The organism is Gilliamella sp. ESL1225, from assembly GCF_058502635.1.
In genome coordinates, this window is the sequence record NZ_CP196358.1 from 1,226,406 (window position 1) to 1,252,594 (window position 26,189).

At 34.6% G+C, this 26,189-nt stretch carries 21 protein-coding genes and 1 other annotated feature; of the genes, 7 read left to right on the forward strand and 14 right to left on the reverse strand.

Going from position 1 to position 26,189, the window contains the following annotated elements:
* Positions 1 to 62: 62 nt before the first annotated feature.
* The 3 genes from ACSYSW_RS05550 to ACSYSW_RS05560 form a co-directional block, all read right to left on the reverse strand.
* Positions 63 to 698: a YrbL family protein gene (locus tag ACSYSW_RS05550; RefSeq protein WP_491706002.1), complete on the reverse strand. Its 636-nt coding sequence runs from the start codon at positions 696 to 698 to the stop codon at positions 63 to 65.
* 132 nt (positions 699 to 830) lie between these two features.
* Positions 831 to 1,355, reverse strand: coding sequence for a bifunctional 3-hydroxydecanoyl-ACP dehydratase/trans-2-decenoyl-ACP isomerase (fabA, locus tag ACSYSW_RS05555; RefSeq protein ID WP_491706001.1), 525 nt, complete (start codon positions 1,353 to 1,355; stop codon positions 831 to 833).
* A 227-nt stretch (positions 1,356 to 1,582) separates the two neighbouring features.
* Entirely contained in the window at positions 1,583 to 3,355 is a 1,773-nt protein-coding gene (locus tag ACSYSW_RS05560) for an AAA family ATPase (protein ID WP_491706000.1), read from the reverse strand.
* A gap of 186 nt (positions 3,356 to 3,541) precedes the next feature.
* On the opposite strand from ACSYSW_RS05560, the gene ACSYSW_RS05565 reads away from it, so the two are divergent.
* On the forward strand, positions 3,542 to 5,308 hold the full coding sequence (locus tag ACSYSW_RS05565) for a DUF3413 domain-containing protein (protein WP_491705999.1): 1,767 nt from the start codon (positions 3,542 to 3,544) through the stop codon (positions 5,306 to 5,308).
* A gap of 82 nt (positions 5,309 to 5,390) precedes the next feature.
* On the opposite strand, the gene lipA is transcribed toward ACSYSW_RS05565, so the two are convergent.
* Both lipA and lipB read right to left on the reverse strand, forming a co-directional pair.
* The gene (lipA, locus tag ACSYSW_RS05570; RefSeq protein ID WP_491705998.1) at positions 5,391 to 6,350 is read right to left on the reverse strand and encodes a lipoyl synthase; all 960 of its coding nucleotides are present in this window, start codon (positions 6,348 to 6,350) and stop codon (positions 5,391 to 5,393) included.
* 9 nt (positions 6,351 to 6,359) lie between these two features.
* Complete coding sequence (gene lipB / locus ACSYSW_RS05575) at positions 6,360 to 6,965, reverse strand: lipoyl(octanoyl) transferase LipB (RefSeq protein ID WP_491705997.1); 606 nt, start codon at positions 6,963 to 6,965, stop codon at positions 6,360 to 6,362.
* Positions 6,966 to 7,635: 670 nt separating this feature from the next.
* Between lipB and aceE the strand changes: the two genes are divergently transcribed.
* The 6 genes from aceE to ruvB all read left to right on the forward strand — a co-directional run bounded on the left by aceE (position 7,636) and on the right by ruvB (position 17,285).
* Positions 7,636 to 10,302 (forward strand): pyruvate dehydrogenase (acetyl-transferring), homodimeric type, encoded by a 2,667-nt coding sequence (aceE, locus tag ACSYSW_RS05580; protein WP_491705996.1) that lies wholly within the window; start codon positions 7,636 to 7,638, stop codon positions 10,300 to 10,302.
* Positions 10,303 to 10,314: 12 nt separating this feature from the next.
* Positions 10,315 to 11,913, forward strand: coding sequence for a pyruvate dehydrogenase complex dihydrolipoyllysine-residue acetyltransferase (gene aceF / locus ACSYSW_RS05585; RefSeq protein WP_491705995.1), 1,599 nt, complete (start codon positions 10,315 to 10,317; stop codon positions 11,911 to 11,913).
* A 14-nt stretch (positions 11,914 to 11,927) separates the two neighbouring features.
* Positions 11,928 to 13,352: a dihydrolipoyl dehydrogenase gene (gene lpdA, locus ACSYSW_RS05590; protein WP_491705994.1), complete on the forward strand. Its 1,425-nt coding sequence runs from the start codon at positions 11,928 to 11,930 to the stop codon at positions 13,350 to 13,352.
* 495 nt (positions 13,353 to 13,847) lie between these two features.
* A complete protein-coding gene (locus ACSYSW_RS05595) occupies positions 13,848 to 15,398 on the forward strand; it encodes a hypothetical protein (RefSeq protein WP_491705993.1) in 1,551 nt (516 codons plus the stop codon).
* 178 nt (positions 15,399 to 15,576) lie between these two features.
* Positions 15,577 to 16,185, forward strand: coding sequence for a Holliday junction branch migration protein RuvA (ruvA, locus tag ACSYSW_RS05600; RefSeq protein WP_491705992.1), 609 nt, complete (start codon positions 15,577 to 15,579; stop codon positions 16,183 to 16,185).
* Positions 16,186 to 16,268: 83 nt separating this feature from the next.
* Entirely contained in the window at positions 16,269 to 17,285 is a 1,017-nt protein-coding gene (gene ruvB / locus ACSYSW_RS05605) for a Holliday junction branch migration DNA helicase RuvB (protein ID WP_491705991.1), read from the forward strand.
* 165 nt (positions 17,286 to 17,450) lie between these two features.
* Here the strand turns inward: ruvB and cysK are convergent, their stop codons facing one another.
* The 9 genes from cysK to hisG form a co-directional block, all read right to left on the reverse strand.
* Positions 17,451 to 18,416 (reverse strand): cysteine synthase A, encoded by a 966-nt coding sequence (gene cysK, locus ACSYSW_RS05610; RefSeq protein WP_491705990.1) that lies wholly within the window; start codon positions 18,414 to 18,416, stop codon positions 17,451 to 17,453.
* 319 nt (positions 18,417 to 18,735) lie between these two features.
* The gene (gene hisIE / locus ACSYSW_RS05615; protein WP_491705989.1) at positions 18,736 to 19,362 is read right to left on the reverse strand and encodes a bifunctional phosphoribosyl-AMP cyclohydrolase/phosphoribosyl-ATP diphosphatase HisIE; all 627 of its coding nucleotides are present in this window, start codon (positions 19,360 to 19,362) and stop codon (positions 18,736 to 18,738) included.
* A complete protein-coding gene (gene hisF / locus ACSYSW_RS05620) occupies positions 19,359 to 20,132 on the reverse strand; it encodes an imidazole glycerol phosphate synthase subunit HisF (RefSeq protein WP_491705988.1) in 774 nt (257 codons plus the stop codon). Before hisF ends, hisIE begins: the two co-directional genes overlap by 4 nt.
* Positions 20,114 to 20,851: a 1-(5-phosphoribosyl)-5-[(5-phosphoribosylamino)methylideneamino]imidazole-4-carboxamide isomerase gene (gene hisA, locus ACSYSW_RS05625; RefSeq protein ID WP_491706081.1), complete on the reverse strand. Its 738-nt coding sequence runs from the start codon at positions 20,849 to 20,851 to the stop codon at positions 20,114 to 20,116. The genes hisF and hisA overlap by 19 nt, the downstream gene beginning before the upstream one ends.
* 17 nt (positions 20,852 to 20,868) lie before the next feature.
* Positions 20,869 to 21,456: an imidazole glycerol phosphate synthase subunit HisH gene (gene hisH / locus ACSYSW_RS05630; protein WP_491705987.1), complete on the reverse strand. Its 588-nt coding sequence runs from the start codon at positions 21,454 to 21,456 to the stop codon at positions 20,869 to 20,871.
* Complete coding sequence (gene hisB / locus ACSYSW_RS05635; RefSeq protein WP_491705986.1) at positions 21,456 to 22,538, reverse strand: bifunctional histidinol-phosphatase/imidazoleglycerol-phosphate dehydratase HisB; 1,083 nt, start codon at positions 22,536 to 22,538, stop codon at positions 21,456 to 21,458. Before hisB ends, hisH begins: the two co-directional genes overlap by 1 nt.
* The gene (gene hisC, locus ACSYSW_RS05640) at positions 22,532 to 23,605 is read right to left on the reverse strand and encodes a histidinol-phosphate transaminase (protein WP_491705985.1); all 1,074 of its coding nucleotides are present in this window, start codon (positions 23,603 to 23,605) and stop codon (positions 22,532 to 22,534) included. Before hisC ends, hisB begins: the two co-directional genes overlap by 7 nt.
* A gap of 103 nt (positions 23,606 to 23,708) precedes the next feature.
* Positions 23,709 to 25,007, reverse strand: a complete 1,299-nt coding sequence (gene hisD / locus ACSYSW_RS05645) for a histidinol dehydrogenase (protein ID WP_491705984.1) — start codon at positions 25,005 to 25,007, stop codon at positions 23,709 to 23,711.
* Between the two features lie 4 nt (positions 25,008 to 25,011).
* A complete protein-coding gene (gene hisG, locus ACSYSW_RS05650) occupies positions 25,012 to 25,911 on the reverse strand; it encodes an ATP phosphoribosyltransferase (RefSeq protein ID WP_491706174.1) in 900 nt (299 codons plus the stop codon).
* Between the two features lie 35 nt (positions 25,912 to 25,946).
* Positions 25,947 to 26,065 (reverse strand) — a sequence feature (His leader region).
* Positions 26,066 to 26,189: the final 124 nt, after the last annotated feature.

Here is a 26,189-nt window from a genome sequence, read left to right on the forward strand (position 1 = left end):
CTTGATTTATTACTAATATTTTTTACCTGATCAGTAAAATAGATAAGGTATGATTGTGTTATTCAATTCAAATTAATTGCATCAGATAAATCGCTAATTAAATCTTTTACATGAGGATTATGCGCATTTTCATTTAAAATAGCTTTCAGAAAGCGTGTCCATGTTCGTTTAATTTTCTTATTAGCGAAATATGTCACATAATTTGCAATAGGTAAAAAAGTAGAATTACCAATATTATCAACAATCACCAAGCGTGATTTTTGTGGTGATTGTTGTTGAAAGAGAATATTTTTGCTTTTGATCGTCATGGTAATAATACGATCTTTGAATAAATCCGTTTTTAATTGTTTAAGGCCATTTAAAAGGGCGTCATAATTTTGCTTAGTCAATTCGGCTTTTGCTAAATAATCTTCAAGTGGTAACGAAGTAATACCATCTTCATTGCGTATTAATTCAAAAACTTGTCCTTTACCTAAATTAGTATCAATCTCACCGAAATATTGTGCAAGCGCGTGCCAATTTATATTACGTTTTATAAGATGACGATAATATTTAATTTCACGATTAGTTTCTTCTTCGGCACCTTGATTATAATTGATTTTAATACATTTATTATTATCAAGCGGATGAAGATAACATTTACGATGTAATCCTTTACCAATATAATGTTGTTTTAAAAGTTCAAGTTGTTTTTGCATAAAGATGTTTGCACTTTCAATAATTAAAAATAAATGTTTAATGCTTACCGTATAAATAATAGATCTTTAGATTGACACAGTAAGCATACAAGTTAGTGTATAAATTTAATCAATTATAATAATGTCGAATGATTAAAAACCTGAAGTTGTATCTTGGAATAATCCGACTTTTAAATCAGAAGCTTCATAAATCAATTTTCCGTCGACAAAAACTTCTCCATCGGCAATACCCATAACAAGTTTGCGATTAATTACTCGTTTAAAATGGATTTTATAAGTGACTTTTTTATTTGTGGGTAAGATTTGCCCGGTAAATTTAACTTCACCGACTCCTAAAGCACGACCTTTACCTTTGCCGCCAATCCAACCTAAATAAAAGCCGACTAATTGCCACATTGCATCTAAGCCTAAACAACCAGGCATAACAGGATCATTTTTAAAATGGCTTTTAAAAAACCATAAATCAGGGTTAATATCAAATTCAGCTTCAACATAGCCTTTATTATAGCTGCCACCGTCTTCGTTCATTTCAACAACGCGATCCATCATTAACATTAAATCAGACGGTAATGGGGGACCATCATGACCAAATAACTCATTATTCCCTGATTTAATTAGATCAGCTTTATCGTACGAAGATTTACGTTCAAATGTCATAAAAAAACCTTTTATTTGTTTGTGTTTAAATGTTTATTAATCATAAGATTAAACTTGATTAAATGACGTTATCTAGTTTAAATAAAATTCTTTTAATCTCATTTATATTTATTTAATTAATATAACTATTATATTGTTAATTGTATCTTATCAATTTAATTACTATAAAAATAACAATTCAGTTAGATAATTGCAGATAGTACATTTTATTATTTTATATTATTACTTTATATTTTTTTGTATAAACGTTGCCATTTGCTTAACCATGAATCACGTTTTTTATCTATTTGTTGTAGGGTATTAATTCGTGCCTGAATAAGTTTATATAAACTTAATTGGTTATCAGATTTATAAGGTAAACCCATTAATAAATAAATTGCCTCTGACACATGCTCAACTGTCCAAATTGAGAACTGATTATTTGCAATGGCGTCTGTTACTTCATCGTTTAAACATAAATGGCGTACATTAGACGCGGGAATTATAACACCTTGTTGTCCGGTTAACCCTTGCTGTTTACAAATCGCAAAAAAGCCCTCGATTTTAGTATTTACGCCACCTATTGATTGCACTTGTCCAAATTGATCAACGGATCCTGTAACAGCCAATTGTTGATCGATTGGTTGACCTGCTAATGCGCTTAGTAAAACACATAATCCTGCTAATGAAGCACTATCACCATCGATTTCATTGTAAGATTGTTCAAATACAAGTGAAGTTGAAAAAGGTAATGGGTAATTAATGGCAAGCTCTGACATAATGAATGCCTGCATAATCATCATACCTTTAGAATGTATACTTCCCGCAAGCTCCGTTTTTCGTTCAATATCAATAAATTCTCCGTCACCAAAATGAATTAAACAACTTAAGCGGGTAGGTTCACCAATAGCTTTAGGATAGCCTGGGTATTCAACGACTGATAGTCCATTAATCTGACCGACAACTTGATCTTTGGTATTTATTACGATTTGTTTATTTAGAAATTCATCATGAAAACATTCCAATAGATAATTTTCACGCCATGATTTTTGTAAAATGGCTTGTTTTATGGCGGTATTGTCAATTTTATGATTTTGAACAAAATAAGCAGCATTAGCTAATAAAGAATGAATCCAATCAATTGATAATGGTAGATAATATTGATCGCCCGTATAACGAGTGGCCTGCTTAAACAACTGACCAAAAGCTGAAATATCAATCGCTGGTAAATGTTGTTTGTTAGCAATAAACGATAAATAGTTTGCCCAATGGGTAATTTGTTCGGTTGATTTAACATGTAAATCATTTTCAAATTCAGTATAAAGCGAATTTTCATATAATTCTGGCTCTAAAGCTTCTAGTTCTGCCAAACTAATACGATCACCAACCAAAATAATACGTAAATCTAAAGGTAAAGGCGGAATAGCAAAAGGCAAAGGATGAGATTCATCTGGTGAATGCCATGTAAACTCTTGTTTTAATACCATATTTTTTAAATGGGTTAACAAGGTTGGCTCCGACAATAAACTACGTAAACCTAAAATTAATACGCCACCATTAGCTTGATGAACTAATCCTGATTGTAATCGAATAGGGGTATTTTCTGGTTGCCGAATACAACCAAATAAAGATTCATTATCAACGGTTAACGAACTTAAGCAGCTGGATTTGATTGCAAAATTATCTTGCCTGCTTTTGGCTTCTGTCAAAATGATTTGATTTTCATTGACATGGTAACTATAGCCTATATTTGTTAACGATATACTTTTACTAATAGTCTCACAAAGCATATCAGTAAATAAAAGGCTTTCAGGGCTTTTTAATAACATAAAACGAGGCTGATAAGACGCACGTTTTTTTGGGCATAATAGAGACAAAGTTGCCGCGATTCGAGGTTGCCAAGCTAAAATATTTTCATTATTGCTTATTTGAGCGTCCATTTTTAAAATAGGCTCAACGAGCGATGAAATTTTGGCTAAATCAGGTTGAATCTGTTCAAGGGACAGTTGTGTAATGGTCAAAATGTTTGTCTTTTATTACCGATAAAATGATGCGGATGATTATAGCAATTATCCTTAATTACGCAAACAATCCGTGAACTTTAAAACAGCTAAATAAATCAATACAAAGATTTTTGAAAATCAGTTAAACTTAACCCTAAATTTCAGGATATTAATTTGCGTTACATTCTTTAAATACATTTAACTATGATCAAAATCAAAAATACTCACCGTCTAGAAGATTCTACAACACAAATCATAAGTTGGGGGCATTGGTTTACTTTATTTAATATTATTCTTGTCATTATTCTTGGTAGCCAATATTTGACTATTGCTGATTGGCCAAGAACATTTTATGGGCGCTTTTATGCTATTATAAGTGCCATCGGTCATTTTAGTTTTTTAACTTTTGCGGTTTATATTATTTTATTATTCCCGTTAAGTTTTATTATTCGCTCTCTAAAATGGCAAAAGATTATTGCAACCCTTGTTGCCACATTAGGTATTACCTTATTACTCATTGATATTGAAATTTTTAGTCATTTTCGTTTGCATCTTAATTTATCAATTTGGAAGATTTTAATTTCAGATGGCTCTTCTTTTTTAAATCATGCTTTTATTTTAATTCCTTTTATTTTACTGCTTGAAATTCTTTTTTCCATTTGGAGTTGGAAAAAGTTACGCATGTTAAATAAACGAAGTAAATACGCTAAAGGCACTGTAATAATTTGTTTTACCTGTTTTATCGCTTCTCATTTAATTCATATTTGGGCTGATGCCAATTTCTATCGCCCAATTACGATGCAGCGATCGAGCTTACCGCTATCTTATCCACTTACTGCACGTCATTTTTTAGAAAAATATGGCATTATTAACGGAGAAAATTACCGTAATCGCGTTGCTGAAGAAGGCAATCCTGCCGCTATTGCAATTGAATATCCCCTCAGCAAAATTGATTTTTCTAAGAAAGAAAATCCTAATAATATTGTTATGATAATAATTGATGGATTTAATCAAACTTTAGTCAATAAAATGCCGTTTTTAACGCAATTCGCTGAGCAAAATATCCAATTTACTAATCATTATGCGGCAAGCAATGAACCTTATTTAAATGATTTTTCATTATTCTATGGATTAGATCCTAATTATTACAATAGCATTCTCGCCAGTCACAAACCGACTGTCATGCTAAATATTATCGAAAAAGAACAATATAAGTTAGGATTGTTTTCGTCAGAAGGATTTAATACTCCACTGTATCGCAATGCGATATTATCAAATTTTACTATCCCATCAACGAGTAAAAAGACAAACAAAGAAACGACAGATGCATGGATTGATTGGCATAAAGAAAAGATTAAGCTTGAAAATCATTCAGCATTATTTTCACTTATCCATTATTCTCTCTACCATAATGGCGATAAACTTTCTAGCGTCGAATTACAAAAACAAGTCGCTAAACTTGATCAACATATCGCTAGCATTATAGAGCAACTTAATGAATCAAAAGATTTGAAAAATTCAATAATTGTTATTACGGGAACAAATAATTTTTATATTAATAACAATAATATGGCAGTCGGAATAATCAATAACAATTTTAATCGTGATCTATTAAAAGTTCCTTTGATTATGTCTTATCCTAATAAAAAAACAGGTCTATATGATAAAATCACCTCACAAACCGATATTATGACGACGTTGATGCAAGATGTTTTAAATGTGACATCTTTCTCACAAGATTATAGCCAAGGTAAAAATTTGTTTACATCAAATACACGCGATTGGATTGTTGCGGGAAGTGAAAATAAAATTGCGGCTCTTTATGCAGATGAAACTATTGTCATTGATGGATATGGGGCTTTAAAAATTTATAACTTAAACAATAAGCTAGAGAAAAATCAAAAAATAATATTACCTTTATATTTACAAATTATTAATGAAAATCGACGCTTTATGGTAATGGATAATTAATTCTACTAATTTGCTCTTTTATTTGATTTTTTGTGTAATGTCCCCCATTTAAATGGGGGACAAGTGATTTATCTATATAAAATTATTTGACTTCTTTTCCCATCGCTTGTAAATCTGCATGATAAGACGAACGGACAAAAGGACCGCAGGCTGCGTGCGTAAATCCCATATCTAAAGCGATTTGTTTTAATTCTTCAAATTCTTGCGGAGACACATAACGCTCAACGGGTAAATGGTATTGGCTTGGTTGTAAATATTGACCTAACGTTAACATGGTCACACCATGAGAACGCAAATCTTTCAACACTTGTATTAATTCTTGATTTGTTTCACCAAGCCCAACCATTAAACCTGATTTTGTTGGTACATTAGGATGTCTTTCTTTGAACGCCTTTAATAATTTTAATGAACCTTCATAATTGGCGCCTGGGCGAATTTTTGGATATAGACGAGGAATATTTTCAAGATTATGATTAAACACATCTGGTGGATTAGCCGCTAAAATATCAACCGCTAAATCAATACATCCACGAAAATCAGGTGTTAATGTTTCGATTTTAATATTTGGATTTAAAGCGCGAATTTGCGATGTACATTCAGCAAAATGAGTTGCTCCTCCGTCTTTTAAATCATCTCTATCAACAGACGTAATTACCACATAGCGTAAACGCATTTCATTAATTGTTTTTGCCAGTTTGATAGGCTCTTGGCTATCAGGTGGTAATGGACGACCATGAGCAACATCACAAAATGGACAACGGCGCGTACAAATATCGCCTAAGATCATAAACGTTGCAGTGCCATGCGTAAAACATTCTGCTAAATTAGGGCAAGAGGCTTCTTCACATACTGAATGTAATCCATGTTTACGCATAGTGTTCTTTATGTGGGCAATATTTTCAGAATGCGCGGATAACTTAATTCTCATCCAATCAGGTTTTTTTAATGGCGCAGTTTGTTCAAGTGTTTGTGTTGGAATTAAACGCGTTTTATCGCCATCACGGTATTTTGAACTACGAAGGGTATTTTCATTATTTTGCATAGTTTTATCTTAACTTTTAGGTAATTGGTTAACAAAATAATTTGTTAATAATTGGTTGATTTCAGGGCGAGAAAGATTATTAACATAATCTTTCATTTGAGTCATTTGTAACCCGGCATAACCACAGGGATTAATATTATTAAATGGGCTAAGATCCATATCAATATTCAAAGCAAGTCCATGTAAGGTACAACCTTTCGAAATATGTAAACCTAATGAACAAATTTTCTTATCATCAACATAAACGCCGGGGGCATCGGGTTTTGCATAACTATCAATATTAAAATGCTTCAATGTAAAAATGACCGTATTTTCAAGAAATGTCACCATTTCGCGAACCGTTATTTTTAGTCTTTTTAAATCAATCAAAACATACATAATTTGTTGACCGATTGCATGATAAGTAATTTGTCCACCTCTATCAGTTTGAATAATAGGGATCGATGTTTGCTTAAGCAAATGTTCAGCTTTGCCTGCTTTTCCTTGTGTAAAAACAGGTAAATGCTCTAATAACCAAATTTCATCAAGACTATTTTCATCGCGTTGCTGTGTAAAATTATGCATAGCGAGATAAGTTTGCATATATGGCACAATGCCTAATTCTTTAATGATCATAATCGTTTTATAACTGTTAGATTTAAAAAATAATCACGTTTTATTTTTATCGTTATGATTAAAAATGAAGGTCAGTATACCTTGTTCGTGAATCAAGATGAAGTAAAGTATTAGTCAATTTCGATGATATTTATTTTTTAAAACTTCTTTTTTGAGCATTCTTTTGATAAAAGCATTACGTTTTTATTGATGTTTACAAATGAAAACAGTCATTTACATCAATTTAATGAAATAATTATAATTATAATTATAACTAATTTTTTTTAAGTTAGCTTGAGGTTATCAAATTCAGCTATTTATTAAATTTTAGTAGGCTTTAGCAATTGATAATATTACAATGGTAATAAAAATTTAATTATTATTGAATTCTTTTTTAAGAAAAAAACGGTATTTTTAAAATAAATTAAATTATTTCAAATAATTAAATAAATTTATTTTGCTCCATATTTAGATTTATCGGATTAACTAATTAATTCGATAGTCAGTAACATTCTTTTATTTTAGTTGCTTTATTGGACCTTCATATATAATTAGTACGGTCAAATTAAATTGAAAAGAATGTGTAAAATAGAATTGATGAAAATTATGGCAATATAACCCTTTTTTAAGGGATTATTTAACAGTCATATTATCGATTCTATATTTTTTTAAACAAATAAGAGGTTTTACTATGTCGGATATGCAAATAAATGATATCGATCCCGCCGAAACGCTAGACTGGCTTGAAAGTATTGAATCGATTATACGAGAGGAAGGAACAGAAAGAGCCCAATATATTATTGGTCAACTTATTAATAAAGCAGGTACTTTGGGTGTTCCTTTATTATTCGGTTCTTCAACAAGTAATTATATAAATACCATTTCTGTAGAAGACGAACCAGCTTATCCAGGGGATTGGGACATTGAAAGGCGTATCCGTTCTATCGTTCGTTGGAATGCAATGATGATGGTACTACGAGCTTCTAAAAAAGATTTAGAGCTTGGTGGTCACATGGCATCATTCCAATCTGCCGCCACGTTTTATGAAGTTTGTTATAACCATTTTTTTAGAGCTCGTAATGAAAAAGACGGTGGGGATTTAGTTTACTTCCAAGGTCACTTATCACCAGGAGTATATTCACGTGCTTTTGTAGAAGGGCGTTTAACTGAAGAACAACTTGATAATTTCCGCCAAGAAATCCATGGGCATGGTTTATCTTCTTATCCTCATCCAAAATTAATGCCTGAATTTTGGCAATTTCCAACCGTATCAATGGGATTAGGTCCTGTTAGTGCTATCTACCAAGCTCGATTCTTAAAATATTTACATCATCGTGGTTTAAAAGATACCTCTGAGCAAACGGTTTATGCATTTTTAGGTGATGGTGAAATGGATGAGCCAGAATCAAAAGGTTGTATAACGGTTGCTACTCGTGAAAAACTGGATAATTTAATTTTTATTGTTAACTGTAATTTACAACGCCTCGATGGTCCAGTTACTGGTAACGGTAAAATTGTCAACGAACTAGAAGGCATTTTTGCTGGCGCGGGTTGGAATGTAATTAAAGTGCTTTGGGGAAGCCGCTGGGATAAATTACTTCAAAAAGATAAATCGGGTAAATTAATTCGCTTAATGAATGAAACGCTTGATGGCGATTATCAAACGTTCAAATCCAAAAATGGTGCTTATGTTCGTGAGCATTTCTTTGGTAAATATCCAGAAACAGCAGAACTTGTTAAAGATATGACAGACGATGAAATTTTTAAATTAAATCGTGGTGGTCAAGATCCTTCTAAAATGTTTGCTGCGTTCAAATTAGCTAAAGAAACCAAAGGTCGTCCTTCTATTATTTTAGCGCATACCATTAAAGGTTATGGCATGGGCGATGCTGCAGAAGGTAAAAATATTGCTCACCAAGTTAAAAAAATGAATCTGGACGGTGTCCGTCATGTTCGAGATTTCTTTAATATTCCAGTTGCTGATGAAGCACTTGAAAAATTACCATACCTTAAATTCGAAAAAGATTCACCAGAATATAATTATATTCATGAACGTCGTAAAGCGTTGAATGGTTATCTTCCAACTCGTTTGACAAAGTTTTCGGGTTCACTATCTATTCCTCCATTGAGTGAATTTAGTTCATTACTCGAAGCGCAAACGAAAGAGATTTCGACAACAATTGCCTTTGTTCGTGCGTTAAATATTATGCTTAAAGATAAAGCCCTTGCGCCACATTTAGTACCAATTTTAGCTGATGAAGCTCGTACTTTTGGTATGGAAGGGTTATTCCGTCAAATCGGTATTTATAATCCAAATGGTCAACAATATACACCACAAGATAGAGAACAAGTTGCTTATTATCGTGAAGATGAGAAAGGTCAAATCTTCCAAGAAGGGATTAATGAATGCGGTGCAACGGCATCATGGCTAGCCGCAGCGACGTCTTACAGCACAAATGATTTACCAATGATCCCATTTTATATTTATTACTCGATGTTTGGATTCCAACGCGTCGGTGATTTAATGTGGGCTGCAGGCGATCAACAAGCACGTGGATTTATGATTGGTGGAACTTCTGGACGAACAACTTTAAATGGTGAAGGCTTACAACATCAAGATGGTCATAGCCATATTTTATCGGCAACAATTCCAAATTGTATTTCTTACGATCCCGCTTATGTTTACGAAGTTGCGGTTATTATGCAAGATGGTTTACGTCGCATGTATGGCGATCAAGAAAACGTCTATTATTATATAACGACTCTTAACGAAAATTATGCACAACCGGCTATGCCTGAGGGAGCAGAAGAAGGTATTCGTCGTGGTATTTATAAATTAGACAGTGTTGAAAGCAAAAATGCTAAATCTCGCATTCAATTATTAGGCTCCGGCGCAATTTTACGACATGTTCGTTTAGCTGCTGATATTTTAGCTAATGATTACGGTGTTAGCTCAGATATCTATAGCGTGACATCCTTCTCTGAACTTGCTCGCGATGGACAAGACTGTGAAAGATACAACACGTTACATCCATCAAGCACACCAAAAGTACCTTATGTTACGCAAATTATGAATGCAAATCCTGCAGTTGCGGCAACAGATTATATTAAATTACATGCTGATCAAATTCGAGCATTTGTTCCGGCTGAAAGTTATAAAGTCCTTGGGACTGATGGTTTTGGACGTAGTGATAGCCGAGCAAATTTACGTCATCATTTTGAAGTCGATGAGTTTTACGTTGTCGTTGCGGCATTAAGTGAACTTGCTAAACGCGGCGATATTGAGAATTCAGTTGTTGAAGAAGCAATGAAAAAATTCGAGATAGATGCCGATAAAATTAATCCACGTGTTGCATAAGAGGTTGGAAGAATGAGTATAAATATAAAATTACCGGATATTGGTAATGATGAAGTTGAAGTCACCGAAATTTTAGTTAAAGTTGGCGATAAAGTCGAAGCAGATCAATCGTTATTAACTGTCGAAGGCGATAAAGCGTCGATGGAAATTCCAGCGCCACAAGCCGGGATTGTAAAGTCAATTAACGTTAAAGTTGGTGATAAAGTATCAACTGGCGTTGATATTATGGTTTTTGATGAAGAGGGTGCAAGTTCTGCACCTGCGGCTAAACAAGAAGCTGCCCCAGCACCTGTACAAGCAATACAAGCGGCATCAGGTACTAGCCAAGTTGTTGATGTACATGTTCCAGATATTGGTAATGACGAAGTGGAAGTCACTGAAATTTTAGTCAAAGTTGGCGATGCCGTAGCGGTTGATGATTCTTTAATTACCGTTGAAGGTGATAAAGCGTCAATGGAAGTACCAGCAACTATTGCAGGTACAGTTAAAGCTATTCTTGTTAATGTTGGGGATAAAGTAAAAACTGGCACAAAAATTATGCAATTTGAAACATCGGCGTCTGCATCAGCTGCACCGATGAATTCACCAGCGCAAACAACTCAGCCAACCGTCGCTACTGAAAAAACAACTGCACCAGCTAATGCATCAAAACCAGTCGCACAAGCAGCATCTAATGATTTTGTTGAAAATGATGCTTATGCGCATGCTACTCCATCTATTCGCCAATTAGCACGTGAGTTTGGCGTAAATCTTGCGAAAGTGACAGCAACTGGACCTAAAGGTCGAATTCTGCGTGAAGATCTACAAAATTATGTTAAAAACGCGGTTAAACAAGCTGAATCTGGCTCGACGGCGGGGGGAGCATTACCTGGATTATTACCATGGCCTAAAGTTGACTTTAGCAAATTTGGTGAAGTCGAAGAATTAGCTTTAACGAAAATCCAAAAAGTATCGGGTGCAAATCTACATCGTAACTGGGTCATGATTCCACATGTTACCGAATTTGATGAAACAGATATCACGGATTTAGAAGCTTTCCGTAAACAACAAAATGTTGAAGCAGAGAAGAAAAAACTCGATCTGAAGATTACTCCACTTGTGTTTATTATGAAAGCAGTCGCGAGTGCATTAACGGCTTATCCACGCTTTAACAGTTCGTTATCAGAAGATGCACAAACTTTGATTGTTAAAAAATACATTAACATTGGGGTTGCGGTTGATACGCCTAATGGTTTAGTTGTTCCAGTCATTAAAGATGTTAATAAAAAGGGCATTATTGAATTATCACGCGAGCTTGCAGTAATCTCGAAAAAAGCGCGCGAAGGTAAATTAACAGGGGCAGATATGCAAGGCGGTTGCTTTACTATTTCAAGCCTAGGTGGTATCGGAACCAATGCCTTTACACCAATTGTTAATGCGCCAGAAGTCGGTATATTAGGTGTATCACGTTCAAGTATGAAACCGATTTGGAATGGTAAAGAGTTTGCTCCAAGATTAATGTTACCATTATCGTTATCATTCGATCACCGTGTCATTGATGGTGCAGATGGTGCACGTTTCTTAAGCCACATCGTTAATGCATTATCCGACTTACGTCGTTTAGTGATGTAAGGAAGGGGTTAATTATGAGTCAAGATATTAAAACACAAGTTGTTGTCTTAGGTGCAGGTCCAGCGGGTTACTCCGCTGCCTTTCGCGCAGCTGATTTAGGATTAGATGTAGTCCTTGTAGAACGTTACTCGACATTAGGTGGTGTATGTCTTAATGTGGGCTGTATTCCATCTAAAGCATTATTACATGTTGCCAAAGTCATGGATGAAGCAAAATCCTTAAATGCGCATGGAATAGAATTTGGAACCCCAAAATTAGACATTGAAAAAGTTCGTGGTTGGAAAGAAAAAGTCATCAACCAATTAACAGGTGGACTTGCTGGTATGGCCAAAATGCGTAAAGTCAATGTTGTACAAGGTGAAGCTCAGTTTACTGGCAGTCACAGCATGGCGGTGACTTCTTCAAAAGGTATCACCAATATTACGTTTGACAATGCGATTATTGCTGCAGGTTCAAGACCAATCCAATTACCTTTTATTCCACACGATGACCCGCGTGTTTGGGATTCAACAGATGCTTTAGCTTTAACGACTATTCCAAGAAAGTTACTTTTGATGGGTGGTGGTATTATCGGCCTTGAAATGGGTACAGTTTATCATGCATTAGGTTCAGAAGTTGACGTTGTTGAAATGTTTGATCAGGTCATTCCTGCAGCCGATAAAGACATTGTCAAAGTTTTTACTAAACAAATTCAAAAGAAATTTACTTTACGTTTAGAAACTAAAGTGACAACGGTTGAAGCAAAACACGATGCTATTTATGTTACAATGGAACTCAAAGACGGTACTATTGAAACACATACTTATGATGCTGTACTCGTCGCAATTGGCCGTACACCAAATGGTAAATTAATTGGCGCTGAAAAAGCAGGTGTTAATGTAACCGATCGTGGTTTTATTGAAGTTGATAAACAAATGCGTACTAATGTACCGCATATTTATGCTATTGGTGATGTAGTTGGTCAACCAATGCTCGCACATAAAGGTGTCCATGAAGGTCATGTTGCCGCAGAAGTGATTGCGGGTAAAAAACATTACTTTGATCCTAAAACAATCCCATCAATTGCTTATACTGAACCAGAAGTAGCTTGGGTTGGTTTAACCGAAAAAGAAGCGAAAAACAAAGGTGTTGATTATGAAGTCAGCATCTTCCCTTGGGTTGCATCCGGTCGAGCTATTGCATCTGACTGTAGCGAAGGTATGACAAAGCTTATATTTGATAAAGTAACTGGCCGATTATTAGGTGGCGCGGTTGTTGGTGTGAATGGTGGTGAATTATTAGGTGAAATTGGACTGGCTATTGAAATGGGCTGTGATGCTGAAGACATGGCACTGACAATTCATGCGCATCCAACCTTATATGAATCTATCGGTTTAGCTGCAGAAATTTTTGAAGGTACGATTACCGATTTACCGAATGCCAAGGCTAAAAAGAAATAAGAGTTATTATTAATTAATATATTTAATAAATACTCTCAAAAATGAACTTGATAAAAATCGCTAGCGTAAGTTAGCGATTTTTTTATTTTTAAAATTTTGTTTAAAAGATAATCTGCAATTGAAAATATATTCTTAATAATTAAAAGAATGTTTTTAATTCACTTTATAAGATTAAGTAACAATCAATAAAAAATTATAAATTGACAGAAACTTACGAATATTATTGGAATTTTTATCAGCTTCATAAAAGGACAAAATCTTTTAAAATAATTATAGCTGTTTTTTTTTTAAAAGCTTATTATTATGGATGATTTTTGTGTCATAAATAAAATACTAATATATGATCTCAAATGTATATAGATCAATAGGTTAGTAATTTATTTTTAATGAAAAGAAAATAAATTAATAGTGTATTATATATTATTGTATATAAAAATTAATATCCTATTAATAGATATTAAAAAAATTATATTTTATAAATTAAAAGGAATTAGAATGTTTTTTTTTAAACCATTAACTCGTTATAATTTTAAAGATTTATCGAAAACTATCAAATTAACATATATAATACTGCTAACGCTCAACCTGATTGGCATATTATTTGTTCCATTCGCACGTTCTATTTATTCACCAAGTAACGCCACTACCAACGGAATAATACAAGGAACATTACCTTATTTTTCGCTAAAAGAAAATCCTGCGATTAAACCTGAAGGATTTGATGACTTATTTGAAATTACCGATAAAGATGGAAAGGTATATAAAAAAGTGGATGCTACCGAAACAGAGAAAAATCCTATAATAATACCAAGTACTGGAACTAAAGTTAGTGATCTTATTCCATTAATACCAGCAAGTACGTCGACAACACCAAGTATTGCATTAAATCAATTAACACAATATTTTCGAGATAATGAAGAAGATATAGTTGATAGTACAGGTATTCCGAGCAACAAATATTATCGAATGACTATCACGGACGTTGACAATAACCCACGAACTAACAGTGAAACATTGAACGGTTGTTTATCCCCTTACAAAATTACTTTATCAACCGATGAAACAACAATAGAAAGTCGTTATGGTTATCCCCATCAATTAAATTTTCCAAGCAGTCAAAGTACTTTTTATGTTAAGACTGCTATAACTGATCCCTACGTTTGCTGGGCTCAACCCGTTATATTTAATGTTGACAGCAATGGGCCGAATATTCAAACCACTCAGTATGATAAAGATTATGGATTTCCACCTCAAAATATTGAAGCTCCAAGTAGAAATTTTCCTCGTTCTGGATTTGATCAAGCGATTTTCTATTTAATTTTTAATGGAATAAGTAGTGGAGATTTTGAAATAGAGAAAACTCCTTCCATATCGCCAATAAATTTATCATTAGGAGGTTGGGGCAACTCAGATAGAGAAGTAAATTCCCCAACTCCCAAAAAACGTTGGGGTTATAAGTTCATATTAAGTGGACCTAATTACACTTCAACAAAAGAGGAAGCTTTATCATTTATGACGACCACATTCAAGATATATCAAAAAGGAAACAACAAGCGATTATTATACAGTTTTGCAGTAAAAGATTGGTTTATTATATTAAATAAAGCATACCTTTCTGATCAAGAAACAGCTAAAACGGCTGGAGAAGATTGTAAGAATATCTATGGCTATGAACCCTCAACAGTTCGAGAGATAACGAATGCAAAAATTACTAGAAGCGGTGTCCCAGACATATTTAATGCGCATCCACAATCAACAGGTTGGTATGTTCCTAAAATCAATGGTGGATTATTATCTGAGTGGGGTTACTTAGATAAATTTTTATACCCAGATTCAGCACTATCTAATTTGAATATATTCGTTCAATATTTAGGCAATTATTATTATATATTTAGAGCGTCAGGTTTGGTAGTACCTTTATCTACACAAGATATTATTAATAAACAGTTGCCTACTAAAACAATGATATGTAGTTCCCCAACTACATCAGCATCGATAATGGACTTTTTAAAAGGAACCAATGAATCGATATTAAAAATTTATTAAACAAAATAAATGGGGATTAGTCATGTAAATTTTTCTTATTTTGATTAAACAGAATATTAATTTTTAAGATAAATTTCTTAAAAAATATTAATATTATTATTCAAAAATAGAATTCTTTATTATTTTAAATCGATAGCGTAAACTATAAAGCAATTTAACGGTTTGATGAGGATTTAATGTGATAGGGCGATTGCGTGGTATTGTAATTGAAAAATCTCCACCTAAGGTTTTAATTGAGGTTAATGGTGTGGGTTATGATGTTTTTATGCCAATGACATGCTTTTATGAATTACCTGATAATCAGCAAGAGGCGGTTATTTTAACGCATTTTGCTGTTCGTGAAGATGCTCAGGTTTTATATGGGTTCAATCAAGAAAACGAACGCGAATTATTCCGTGAATTAATTAAAGTTAATGGTGTTGGTCCTAAATTAGCGTTAGCGATTTTATCGGGTATGTCTGCTAAGCAATTTATACAAGCAGTTGAAGCAGGCGAAATCAAGACCTTAGTTAAGTTACCTGGTGTTGGAACTAAAACCGCAGAACGGTTAATTGTTGAAATGAAAGATCGCTTAAAGCGTTTAACGAATGAATCCTCATTAACAGATTCCTCCGTAAATCCTGCTGTAGATAAAAAATCAGCAAATCAAATTGAAAATGAAGCTGTGCAGGCTTTAATTTCGTTAGGTTATAAACCTCAAGAAGCTAGTCGCATTATTAGTAAGGTCCTAAAAGCGGATATGGATAGCGAAACCTTAATACGAGAAGCATTAAAATCGGTATTATAATTGAAAAATATTAGATAACGATTTTTATCTTAAATTTTACCCATTAAGGTAAACAGCTAAGACATTTTAAAGAAGGATAAACTATGATTGAAGCGGATCGCTTAATCGCTCCCCAATCCCAGAAAGAAGAAGAAACCTTAGATAGGGCCATTCGACCAAAATATTTAGATGAATATATCGGTCAACCACATGTGCGTGAACAAATGAAAATTTTTATTCAGGCGGCTAAACAGCGTTCTGAGGCACTTGATCATGTTCTTATTTTTGGCCCTCCTGGACTAGGTAAAACTACACTTGCTAATATTGTCGCAAATGAGCTGAACGTTAATTTACGGACAACGTCGGGACCTGTACTTGAAAAGGCAGGGGATTTAGCTGCCATGTTAACTAATCTTGAAGCTAATGATGTTTTATTTATTGATGAAATTCATCGATTATCCCCTGTTGTTGAAGAGATTTTATATCCAGCAATGGAAGATTATCAGTTAGATATTATGATTGGAGAAGGTCCAGCCGCTCGCTCAATTAAAATTGATTTACCGCCGTTTACTTTGATTGGTGCAACAACACGCGCTGGTTCGTTAACTTCGCCATTACGTGATCGCTTTGGCATTGTACAACGGCTAGAATTTTATCAAGTGGCAGATCTAGAATATATTGTTAGCCGTAGCGCTAATTTTTTAGGTATGAATTTATCGCCTGAAGGAGCCCATGAAGTCGCGAAACGATCGCGAGGAACACCAAGAATAGCAAATCGCTTACTACGTCGAGTAAGAGATTATGCTGAAGTGAAAACAAACGGGGTAATTGATGCAAATATTGCTATTAAAGCGCTTGATTTATTAGATGTCGATACGCAAGGTTTTGACTTTATGGATCGTAAATTACTATTAGCGATAATAGAGAAATTTATGGGTGGGCCAGTTGGGCTAGATAATATTGCCGCAGCTATTGGAGAAGAACGTGAAACTATTGAAGATGTCCTTGAGCCATTTTTAATACAGCAAGGATTTATTCAACGTACACCACGCGGTCGCATTGCTACTTCTCATGCTTATCGTCATTTTGGTATTGTTCAATGTGGTGATAATGACGATTAATGATTGATCGTTGTCCTATAAAGGTTTACTGGCTTGCGCCAGGCGCTCCTCATTAAATCGTCATTTTTATTATTAATCTTTATGACTACTGTTTAATAAAGAAGTGTGGTCATAAAGAAAATAAGATGGGATATGTTGTAAGTTTGAGCATATCTTTCTAAAGCATTATCCCAATTCTTTTTCAGTAAATACCCCACGGAATAAATCTGTACTCAAATAACGTTCACCCGATGAAGGTAAAATTACAACAATGGTTTTATCTTTATATTCAGGTAATTTTGCTAATCTATCAGCGGCAATGACTGCCGCACCCGATGAAATGCCGACTAAGATACCTTCTTTATCCATAATTTCGCGTGCTGTATTAATCGCATCATCATTACTGACGCGTTCAACACGATCAATCAAATTTAAATCTAAATTGGCAGGAATAAAACCAGCACCAATACCTTGAATTTTATGAGGGCCTGGCACAATTGGCTCTCCAGATAAAGCTTGAGTAATAACGGGCGAATTTTCAGGCTCAACAGCAACTGCAATAATCTTTTTATTTTTTGTTTCTTTTATATAACGTGTAACACCGGTAAAGGTACCCCCTGTGCCGACACCTGCAACAAAAATATCAATATTACCATCCGTGTCTTGCCAGATTTCGGGTCCGGTCGTTTTTTCGTGAATTTCGGGATTAGCTGGATTACTAAATTGCTGGAGCATTAAGGTTTTTTTAGGATTTTTGGCAACGATTTCATCTGCTTTTGCAATCGCTCCTTTCATACCGTCAGCTGATGGGGTAAGTATTAAATTAGCACCTAAGGCTTTAAGTAATTTTCGACGCTCAATACTCATACTTTCTGGCATTGTTAATGTTAATTTATAACCTCTTGCTGCCGCAACTGCGGCGAGCGCTATACCTGTATTACCACTGGTTGGTTCGATTAATTCTACCTCAGGCGTTAATAATCCACGTTTTTCGGCATCCCAAATCATATTAGAAGCAATACGGCATTTTACACTAAAACTGGGATTACGAGATTCGATTTTAGCTAAAATTCGACCTTCGCCAAAATGTTTTAATCTAACAAGTGGAGTATGTCCAATAGTTTGTGAATTATCATCAAATATTTTGCTCATAAACAAATCCTTATCAATCGTATTACAAAAAAAGATTACTTATATTGCTATAGTTAGTTATCTCTTTCAAATAGAATCTATTCAAAAAAGATGATTATTTGAATTAATGGTAAGTAACACGTAAATTTATTATAAAAGGATTTCATTTAGAGGATAGTAATTTATGGTTATATGTTTATGAAGTTTTATTATATTTATTTTGAACGTTAATAACGAATATGAACTTTTAAACGACTATTTTGAAATGTCGCCCTAATATGAGCGACATTAGATTTGATATGAATAGCTTTATAAGCTCGTCCTTTAACGCTAAATTATATTAATGATTACGTTTGGTTAGAACATTAATAACATCCGTTAAAGATAAATCTTGATCTTGTAATAATACAAGTAAATGAAATATCAGATCGGCAGCTTCATTCCCTAGCTCGTATTTATCATGTACTGTTGCTGCAAGCGCTGTTTCAACGCCTTCCTCACCAACTTTTTGTGCAATTCGTTTGGTGCCTGAATGATATAATTTTGCTGTATAAGACGAAGTAGGATCCGCATTCTTACGTTCAGCAATTAATTTTTCTAAAGCAAATAAAAATCCTGCTTTAGTTTGCATGTCACTAAAACAGCTATCTGTACCTGTATGGCAAGTGGGTCCTTTGGGATCAACTAAAACTAATAATGTATCATTATCGCAATCAGTATTTAACGCCATTAATTGTAAATAGTTACCCGAACTTTCCCCTTTTGTCCAAAGGCGCTTTTTTGATCTTGAATAAAAAGTGACCTGCCTTGTTGCTAATGTTTTGGCGAGGGCTTCTTGGTTCATGTATCCAAGCATTAATACATTGCCCGATATATAATGTTGAATAATGACCGGTACTAAATTATCCATTTTTTGCCAATCAAGCTTATCTATTTGTAGTTGATTATTATTTTTAGACGCTATCATAATCGTATCTCCACATTATTTTGTGATAAATATTGTTTAAGTTCACCAATGTTAATAATTTGTTTATGAAAAACGGATGCTGCTAAAGCACCATCGATTTGAGCTTGTGTAAAAGCTGCTAAAAAGTGATCTTCATGACCTGCCCCCCCAGACGCAATTAGAGGAACTTTACAAATAGCGCGAACCAGTTTTAATTGTTTAAGATCATAGCCTTTTTTTATCCCGTCTTGGTTCATCATATTGAGTACGATTTCACCTGCACCTAATTGTTGTACACGGTTCACCCAATCTAATGTTTGCCATTTGGTGGCAATAGTTCGATGTTCGTCACCGGTAAATTGATAAACTTGATAATCATGACTTTGTTCGTCATACCAACTATCAATACCAACAACGATACATTGCACACCATAACGATCCGCTAGGCGACTAATTAGTGAAGGATCAGCTAGAGCGGGCGAATTTATCGATATTTTATCGGCACCAAATGATAATATTTGCCCTGCATCATTAATACTTTTAATGCCTCCTGCCACACAAAAGGGGATATCAATGACTTCAGCAACTTTCGCGATCCAGCTTTTATCGACCACTCGACCATCTGAAGAGGCGGTAATATCATAAAAAACTAATTCATCGGCGCCTTCTGCAGCATAGCGTTTAGCAAGGGGTACAATATCACCAATAATTTCATGATTTCGAAATTGCACACCTTTTACAACTTGTCCATCTTTAACATCTAGACAAGGGATTATGCGTTTTGCAAGCATGAAATTGCCTCCTGTAATGTAAATTTATCTTCTAATAATGCCCGACCGACAATAATACCGGATATTGGGCAATGCGCTAATGCTGCGATATCAGAAAGTTGTCCTATACCACCAGAAGCTTGTAATGCAATTTGCGGATACATTTTACCGATAGTTTGGTAAAGATTAACATTGCTACCCGATAATGTACCATCTTTTGAAATATCGGTGCATAGCACATGTTTTAAGCCATAAGGGAGATACGTTTCAATAACCTGTTCGATAGTGAGATTGGATGCTTCTTGCCAACCATGAATCGCGACATAGTTATGTCCTTCTTCATCAATTCGAACATCTAGTGCTAAAACGATTTTTTCACCACCATAATGGGTAAACCATTGTTTAACGGTTTCAGGCTGTTTTATAGCAATCGAACCAATAACGATACGGTTAGCACCCGCTTGTAATAAATTATCGATTTCATCTTTTCGACGGATACCGCCACCGACTTGAACGGGAATAGTAACGCCTTTTATTAAGGATTCAATAAGAGCAATTTGCCGTTTTGACGGATCTTTAGCTCCCGTTAAATCAACAAGATGTAATAACTTAGCCCCTTGATTTGCATAGTTTTGAAGGCGAATTGAGGCATCATTGCCATAGTCTTGCTGTTTACCATAATCTCCTTGATGTAGTCTAACAACTTTGCCATCAATTAAATCTAATGCCGGAATGATGATAGGTGAATTAGACATAATTACATCTCCAAAAAATTTTGTAAAAGTGTTGCCCCAGCTTGTCCAGATCGCTCAGGATGAAATTGTACGCCATAAAAATTTTCTTTTTGAATGGCCGCACTAAAATTTTCTCCATAATGCGTTTTGGCAATAGTATTGCTAATCAATGGTATGGCATAGCCATGTACAAAATAAAAATAAGCTCCTTTCGGGATATGACGAAACAAGGGATGATTATCTTCGTCATAAACTTTATTCCATCCCATATGAGGCAGTGGTAAATGATGATTAGGTATTGCTGTTACGGGGCTGTTGATAATATCTAATGTTTTTATATTGCCTTCGGCGCTATGTGAGGCTAAAAGTTGCATACCAAGACAGATCCCTAAAATGGGTTTAGTTGTTTCTTTGATTAAATCAATTAAACCGCGTTCTTGTAATTTTTGCATGGCGGCAGAGGCGGTACCGACGCCGGGTAATAATAATTTATCTGCTTGAAGAATTTGTTTTGCGTCATATGAGATAATTGGCTGATAGCCTAACCGTTTAATGGCATAATTAACGGAGGATAAATTCGCGCAGCCCGTGTCTATTATGATAATTCTCATTATAAGACTCCTTTAGAACTCGGTAAACTTTCACTATTTATGACGATAGCTTGTTTTAAGCAGCGGGCAAAAGCTTTAAATAAGCTTTCGATTTTATGGTGATCGTTAGTTCCGTCTGTATCAAGATGCAAGGTTATTGCCATGGCATAACTTAAGGAGTAAAAAAAGTGTTCAACCATTTGTGTACTCATTTCGCCAACTTTCGGATAACTAAAATCTGCCGAAAATTTAAGATAAGGACGACCAGATATATCGATTGCACAATGTGCTAAACATTCATCCATTGGAATGATTGATGCATAACGTGCTATGCCTCGTTTATCACCTAAAGCAATTTTTAACGCTTCACCGAGCGCAAGACCGGTATCTTCTATGGTGTGATGATCATCAATATGGAGATCGCCTTGAACTTGAATATTTAGCCGTATCCCACCATGAGTTGCAATTTGATCTAACATATGATCAAAAAAACCGATACCGGTTTGTATTTGATTTGAGCCTTGTCTATCTAACCAAACTTCAACAAGAATTTGTGTTTCTTTAGTATTACGGATGACCTTTGCATAACGGTCTTTAGTGGTTAGTCGTGCAGTAATTTCATCCCAATCTAATTTCTGTTGGTTTTTTCCGAGAGGATCATAGAGTAAACCTTGGATTTGCATATTTTTAGCTAATTGCATATCCGTTACCCTGTCACCAATAACATAACTATTTAATTTATCCAATTTACCATTTATTAAATATGGTAAGACAAGTTTAATATTTGGCTTACGACATGAACAGTTATCTGCCTCAAAATGGGGGCATATTAAGACATCAATAAAATCGATCCCTTGTGAATTGAAAATATTTAACATTAAATTATGTGGTCCAAGAAAATCAGCTTGGGGAAAACTTTCGGTACCTAAACCATCTTGGTTAGTAATCATAACGAATTTATAACCCGCATTTTTTAATTTAAGTAAAGATGGAATGACGTTCTTTTCAAACTTAAGTTTTTCATAACTATCGATTTGAAAGTCTAAAGGTGGCTCACTAATCAATGTTCCATCACGATCGATAAATAAATATTTTTCTAACATGGGTAGTCCTCAGTCAGTAAATTTAATGCCTCAATTAAGGCTTCGCATTCATCAGGATTGCCAATAGTTATGCGTATAAGACCCGATGTCAACATAGACTTGCTCTGATCGCGTAGGATAATACCTTTATCCCATAAACGTTTAAAAACGTCTTTATCAGCCGCAAATTTGACACAAAGATAATTGCCGCCACTTTGATAAACTTGTTCAACAATGGCTAATTGCATAAGTTTATCTTGTAGTTTTTTCTTTTCATTATTAATTAAATTAACTCGCTGCTTCATTTCGTCTATACCCTGTTTGCTTAATGCTTGTTCAGCAATTTTTGCAACAGGCGAGGGGATAGGATAAGGAGCAATCACTTTTTGTAATACATCAATAACAGGTTTATTGGCAATCACAAACCCACAACGTAAGCCGGCTAAGGCAAATGCTTTTGATAAAGTGCGTAAAATTACTAAATGTTCATAATCTTCGAGCCATGTGGTAACTGTTGCTTGAGCTGAAAATTCTATATAGGCCTCATCAATCACAACCAAGGCTTTATTTTTTGTCAGATTAAGTAATTTTTGTATATCAGCAGGATTGATTAAGTTGCCTGTCGGATTATTAGGCGAGCAAATATAAATTAATTTAACCGTATCAAGTGACTGTTCAATTTCAGTAAGATTTAATTGCCAATGAGTATTAGTATGAACTGTTTTAATGTTAATACCTAAAGTTTCTGCACTGACATGGTACATCCCATAAGTTGGTGGACAATATAAAATACTATCTTTTGACGGTTCACAAAAAGCACGCATTAATAATTCAATGGCTTCATCTGCTCCTCGACAAACTAATAATTGTTCCGTTTTAACATTGGCATAATCAGCATAATGTGCTAATAATTCCGTAGGTTGTGGCTGAGGATAGCGATTTAAATGAGATAAGGTTAGCGTAAATTCTTCAGCAATAGGGTATTCATTGGCATTTAACCAAATATCACCATGTCCGCCGATGCGTCTGGCAGATTGATAAGGTGTTAATTTTTGAACGTTTTTTCGAACTAATTGATTGATATCCATGTTATTTACCTGCTAGTCGATAATTTTAATTAGGTTACTTTCTTTTTTTATTCACATTTAATAAATGCTTAACCATAAATAAAGTAATGGTTAAGTAAAATAATTAATCATGGTTTGCCTTTAATTTATCTAATCTAATCGTGATGGCATTTTTATGCGCGGTTAATTTTTCGGCAGCAGCCATCAATTCCACCGCTTTGCCAATTGCTTCTAGTCCTTCGGCGGTTAATTTTTGAATCGTCATTCTTTTTTGAAAATCTGCCAAGCCTAAGCTGGAATAAGTTGCAGTATAACCATATGTTGGTAAAACATGGTTGGTACCCGAGGCATAATCACCCGCGGCTTCTGGAGACCAGTCGCCTAAAAATACGCTGCCCGCATTGTCAATTTTATTCACAAGTGTATCGGCATTTTGTGTTTGAATGATAAGGTGCTCCGGTCCATATCGATTACTTATCGCGACACACTCAGCTAAATCTTGAGTAATAATAATACGACTTTCTTGTAATGCTTTTTCAGCTATATCTTTTCGTGAAAGTACAGCAAGCTGTTTTTCAACTTCATCAGCAACTTTTTGGGCGATATTTTCATTTGGAGTCAGTAAGATAACTTGTGAATCCGGTCCATGCTCTGCTTGTGATAATAAATCGGCCGCAATAAAAGCAGGATCTGCTGTTTCATCTGCTATGACTAAAACTTCTGACGGACCTGCTGGCATATCAATTGCTGCTCCGTCAATTTGTTCACTGACTTGTCTTTTAGCTTCGGTTACATAAGCATTGCCGGGTCCAAAAATTTTGGCAACCTTAGGTACCGATTCTGTACCATATGCCATTGCGGCAATCGCTTGAGCTCCTCCAATTTGATAAATATCACTAATACCGCATAATTTTGCAGCAAATAAGATTTCATTAGCAATCGGAGGCGGGGAACAAAGAATAATTTTACGGCATTTAGCAATTTGTGCCGGGATACCGAGCATTAATACAGTTGATAATAAAGGCGCCGATCCGCCAGGAATATATAACCCAACGGAATTTATAGCACGAGTGACTTGTTGACAAATTATGCCTTTTTGCGTTTCAACAGTGATCGTTTCTTTAATTTGTGCCGTATGAAATTTAGTAATGTTTTGAGCTGCTAATTGCATAGCTTGTTTTAATTTAGACTCTACACGATTTGCAGCGGTATCTATTTCGTTAGCGGTTAATTTTATTGTTGTAATTGCTGTTTTATCAAATTGTTGCGTTAAGTCCTTTATTGCTTTATCACCTTGTTGTTTAACTTGCATTAGAATTTGATTAACATTTTGGTTAATCGATTTTGATAATGATAACGCAGGGCGTTTGAGTAAATTAGCTTGTTCAACAGTATTATATTGTTGCCAAATATAAATTTTCATTTTGTTACTCCATCATTTTTTCAATGGGTAATACTAATATGGAACTTGCACCAAGCGCTTTAAGTTTTTCCATTGTTTCCCAAAATAAAGTTTCACTACTGACCATATGCAAGGCAACTCGGTTTTGATCACCCGTTAAGGGCAAAATGGTTGGATGCTCAGCACCAGGTAATAATGCAACGACTTGTTCAAGAACGTGAGTTGGCGCGTGCAGCATAATATATTTAGATTCTCTAGCTTGAATTACACCTTGAATTCTCGTTAGAATTTTATCAATTAAGGCTTGTTTTGTGGCAGACATTTCCCCGGTGCGTTGTATCAGGCAAGCTTTAGAACGATAGATAACGTCGACCTCTTTTAGACCATTAGCTTCAAGTGTTGCGCCACTTGAAACGAGATCGCAAATACAATCTGCAAGTCCTGCCCTTGGGGCAACTTCGACCGATCCTGTTAATAAGCAAATCTTAAAATTAACGTTTTTACTTTGCAAATATCTTCTAAGTAAATGAGGATAAGTTGTCGCGATACGTAAGTTATCTAAACATGTTACATCGGTATAGACAAAATCATTGGGAGCGGCAAGTGAAAGGCGGCATTCACCAAAATCTAAATTGCGTAATTTTATATAATGTGGATTTTGTCCTTCAGCTTGTCTTGATAAGACTTCTTCTTCTAAAACATTTTCGCCAATAATACCTATATCTACAACACCATCTATAATCAACCCCGGAATGTCATCATCGCGAACACGAAGGATATCAATCGGCATATTTTCGGCAAAGGCAATTAATCGTTGTTCTTGAAGATTGATTTTTATTCCACATTGAGCGAGTAATTTTTTTGAGTCCTCACTTAAGCGTCCGGATTTTTGCATGGCGATACGTAAACGTGAATTATCTAACATGAACTTCTCCAATTATTTTTTAAATTTAGTTGAATAATAAAAAACCCCCGGAAGATAAATCTTCCGGGGGTTTTTTACTGTTTCTGCATTGCACCGGAAGATTTTGCCTTCCAGCACATGATGCCCGAAGACGAGTCAGGAATCATGATGATGATGGTGCATTGTATTTAATAAGCAAGAACAGTTCATTCTTTTAATTTCCAAATATAATTTGCTGAAAACTTTTACAAAATATAACAGATTTAAGCAATCAGCAACATTTTTGTCATTAATTTTTA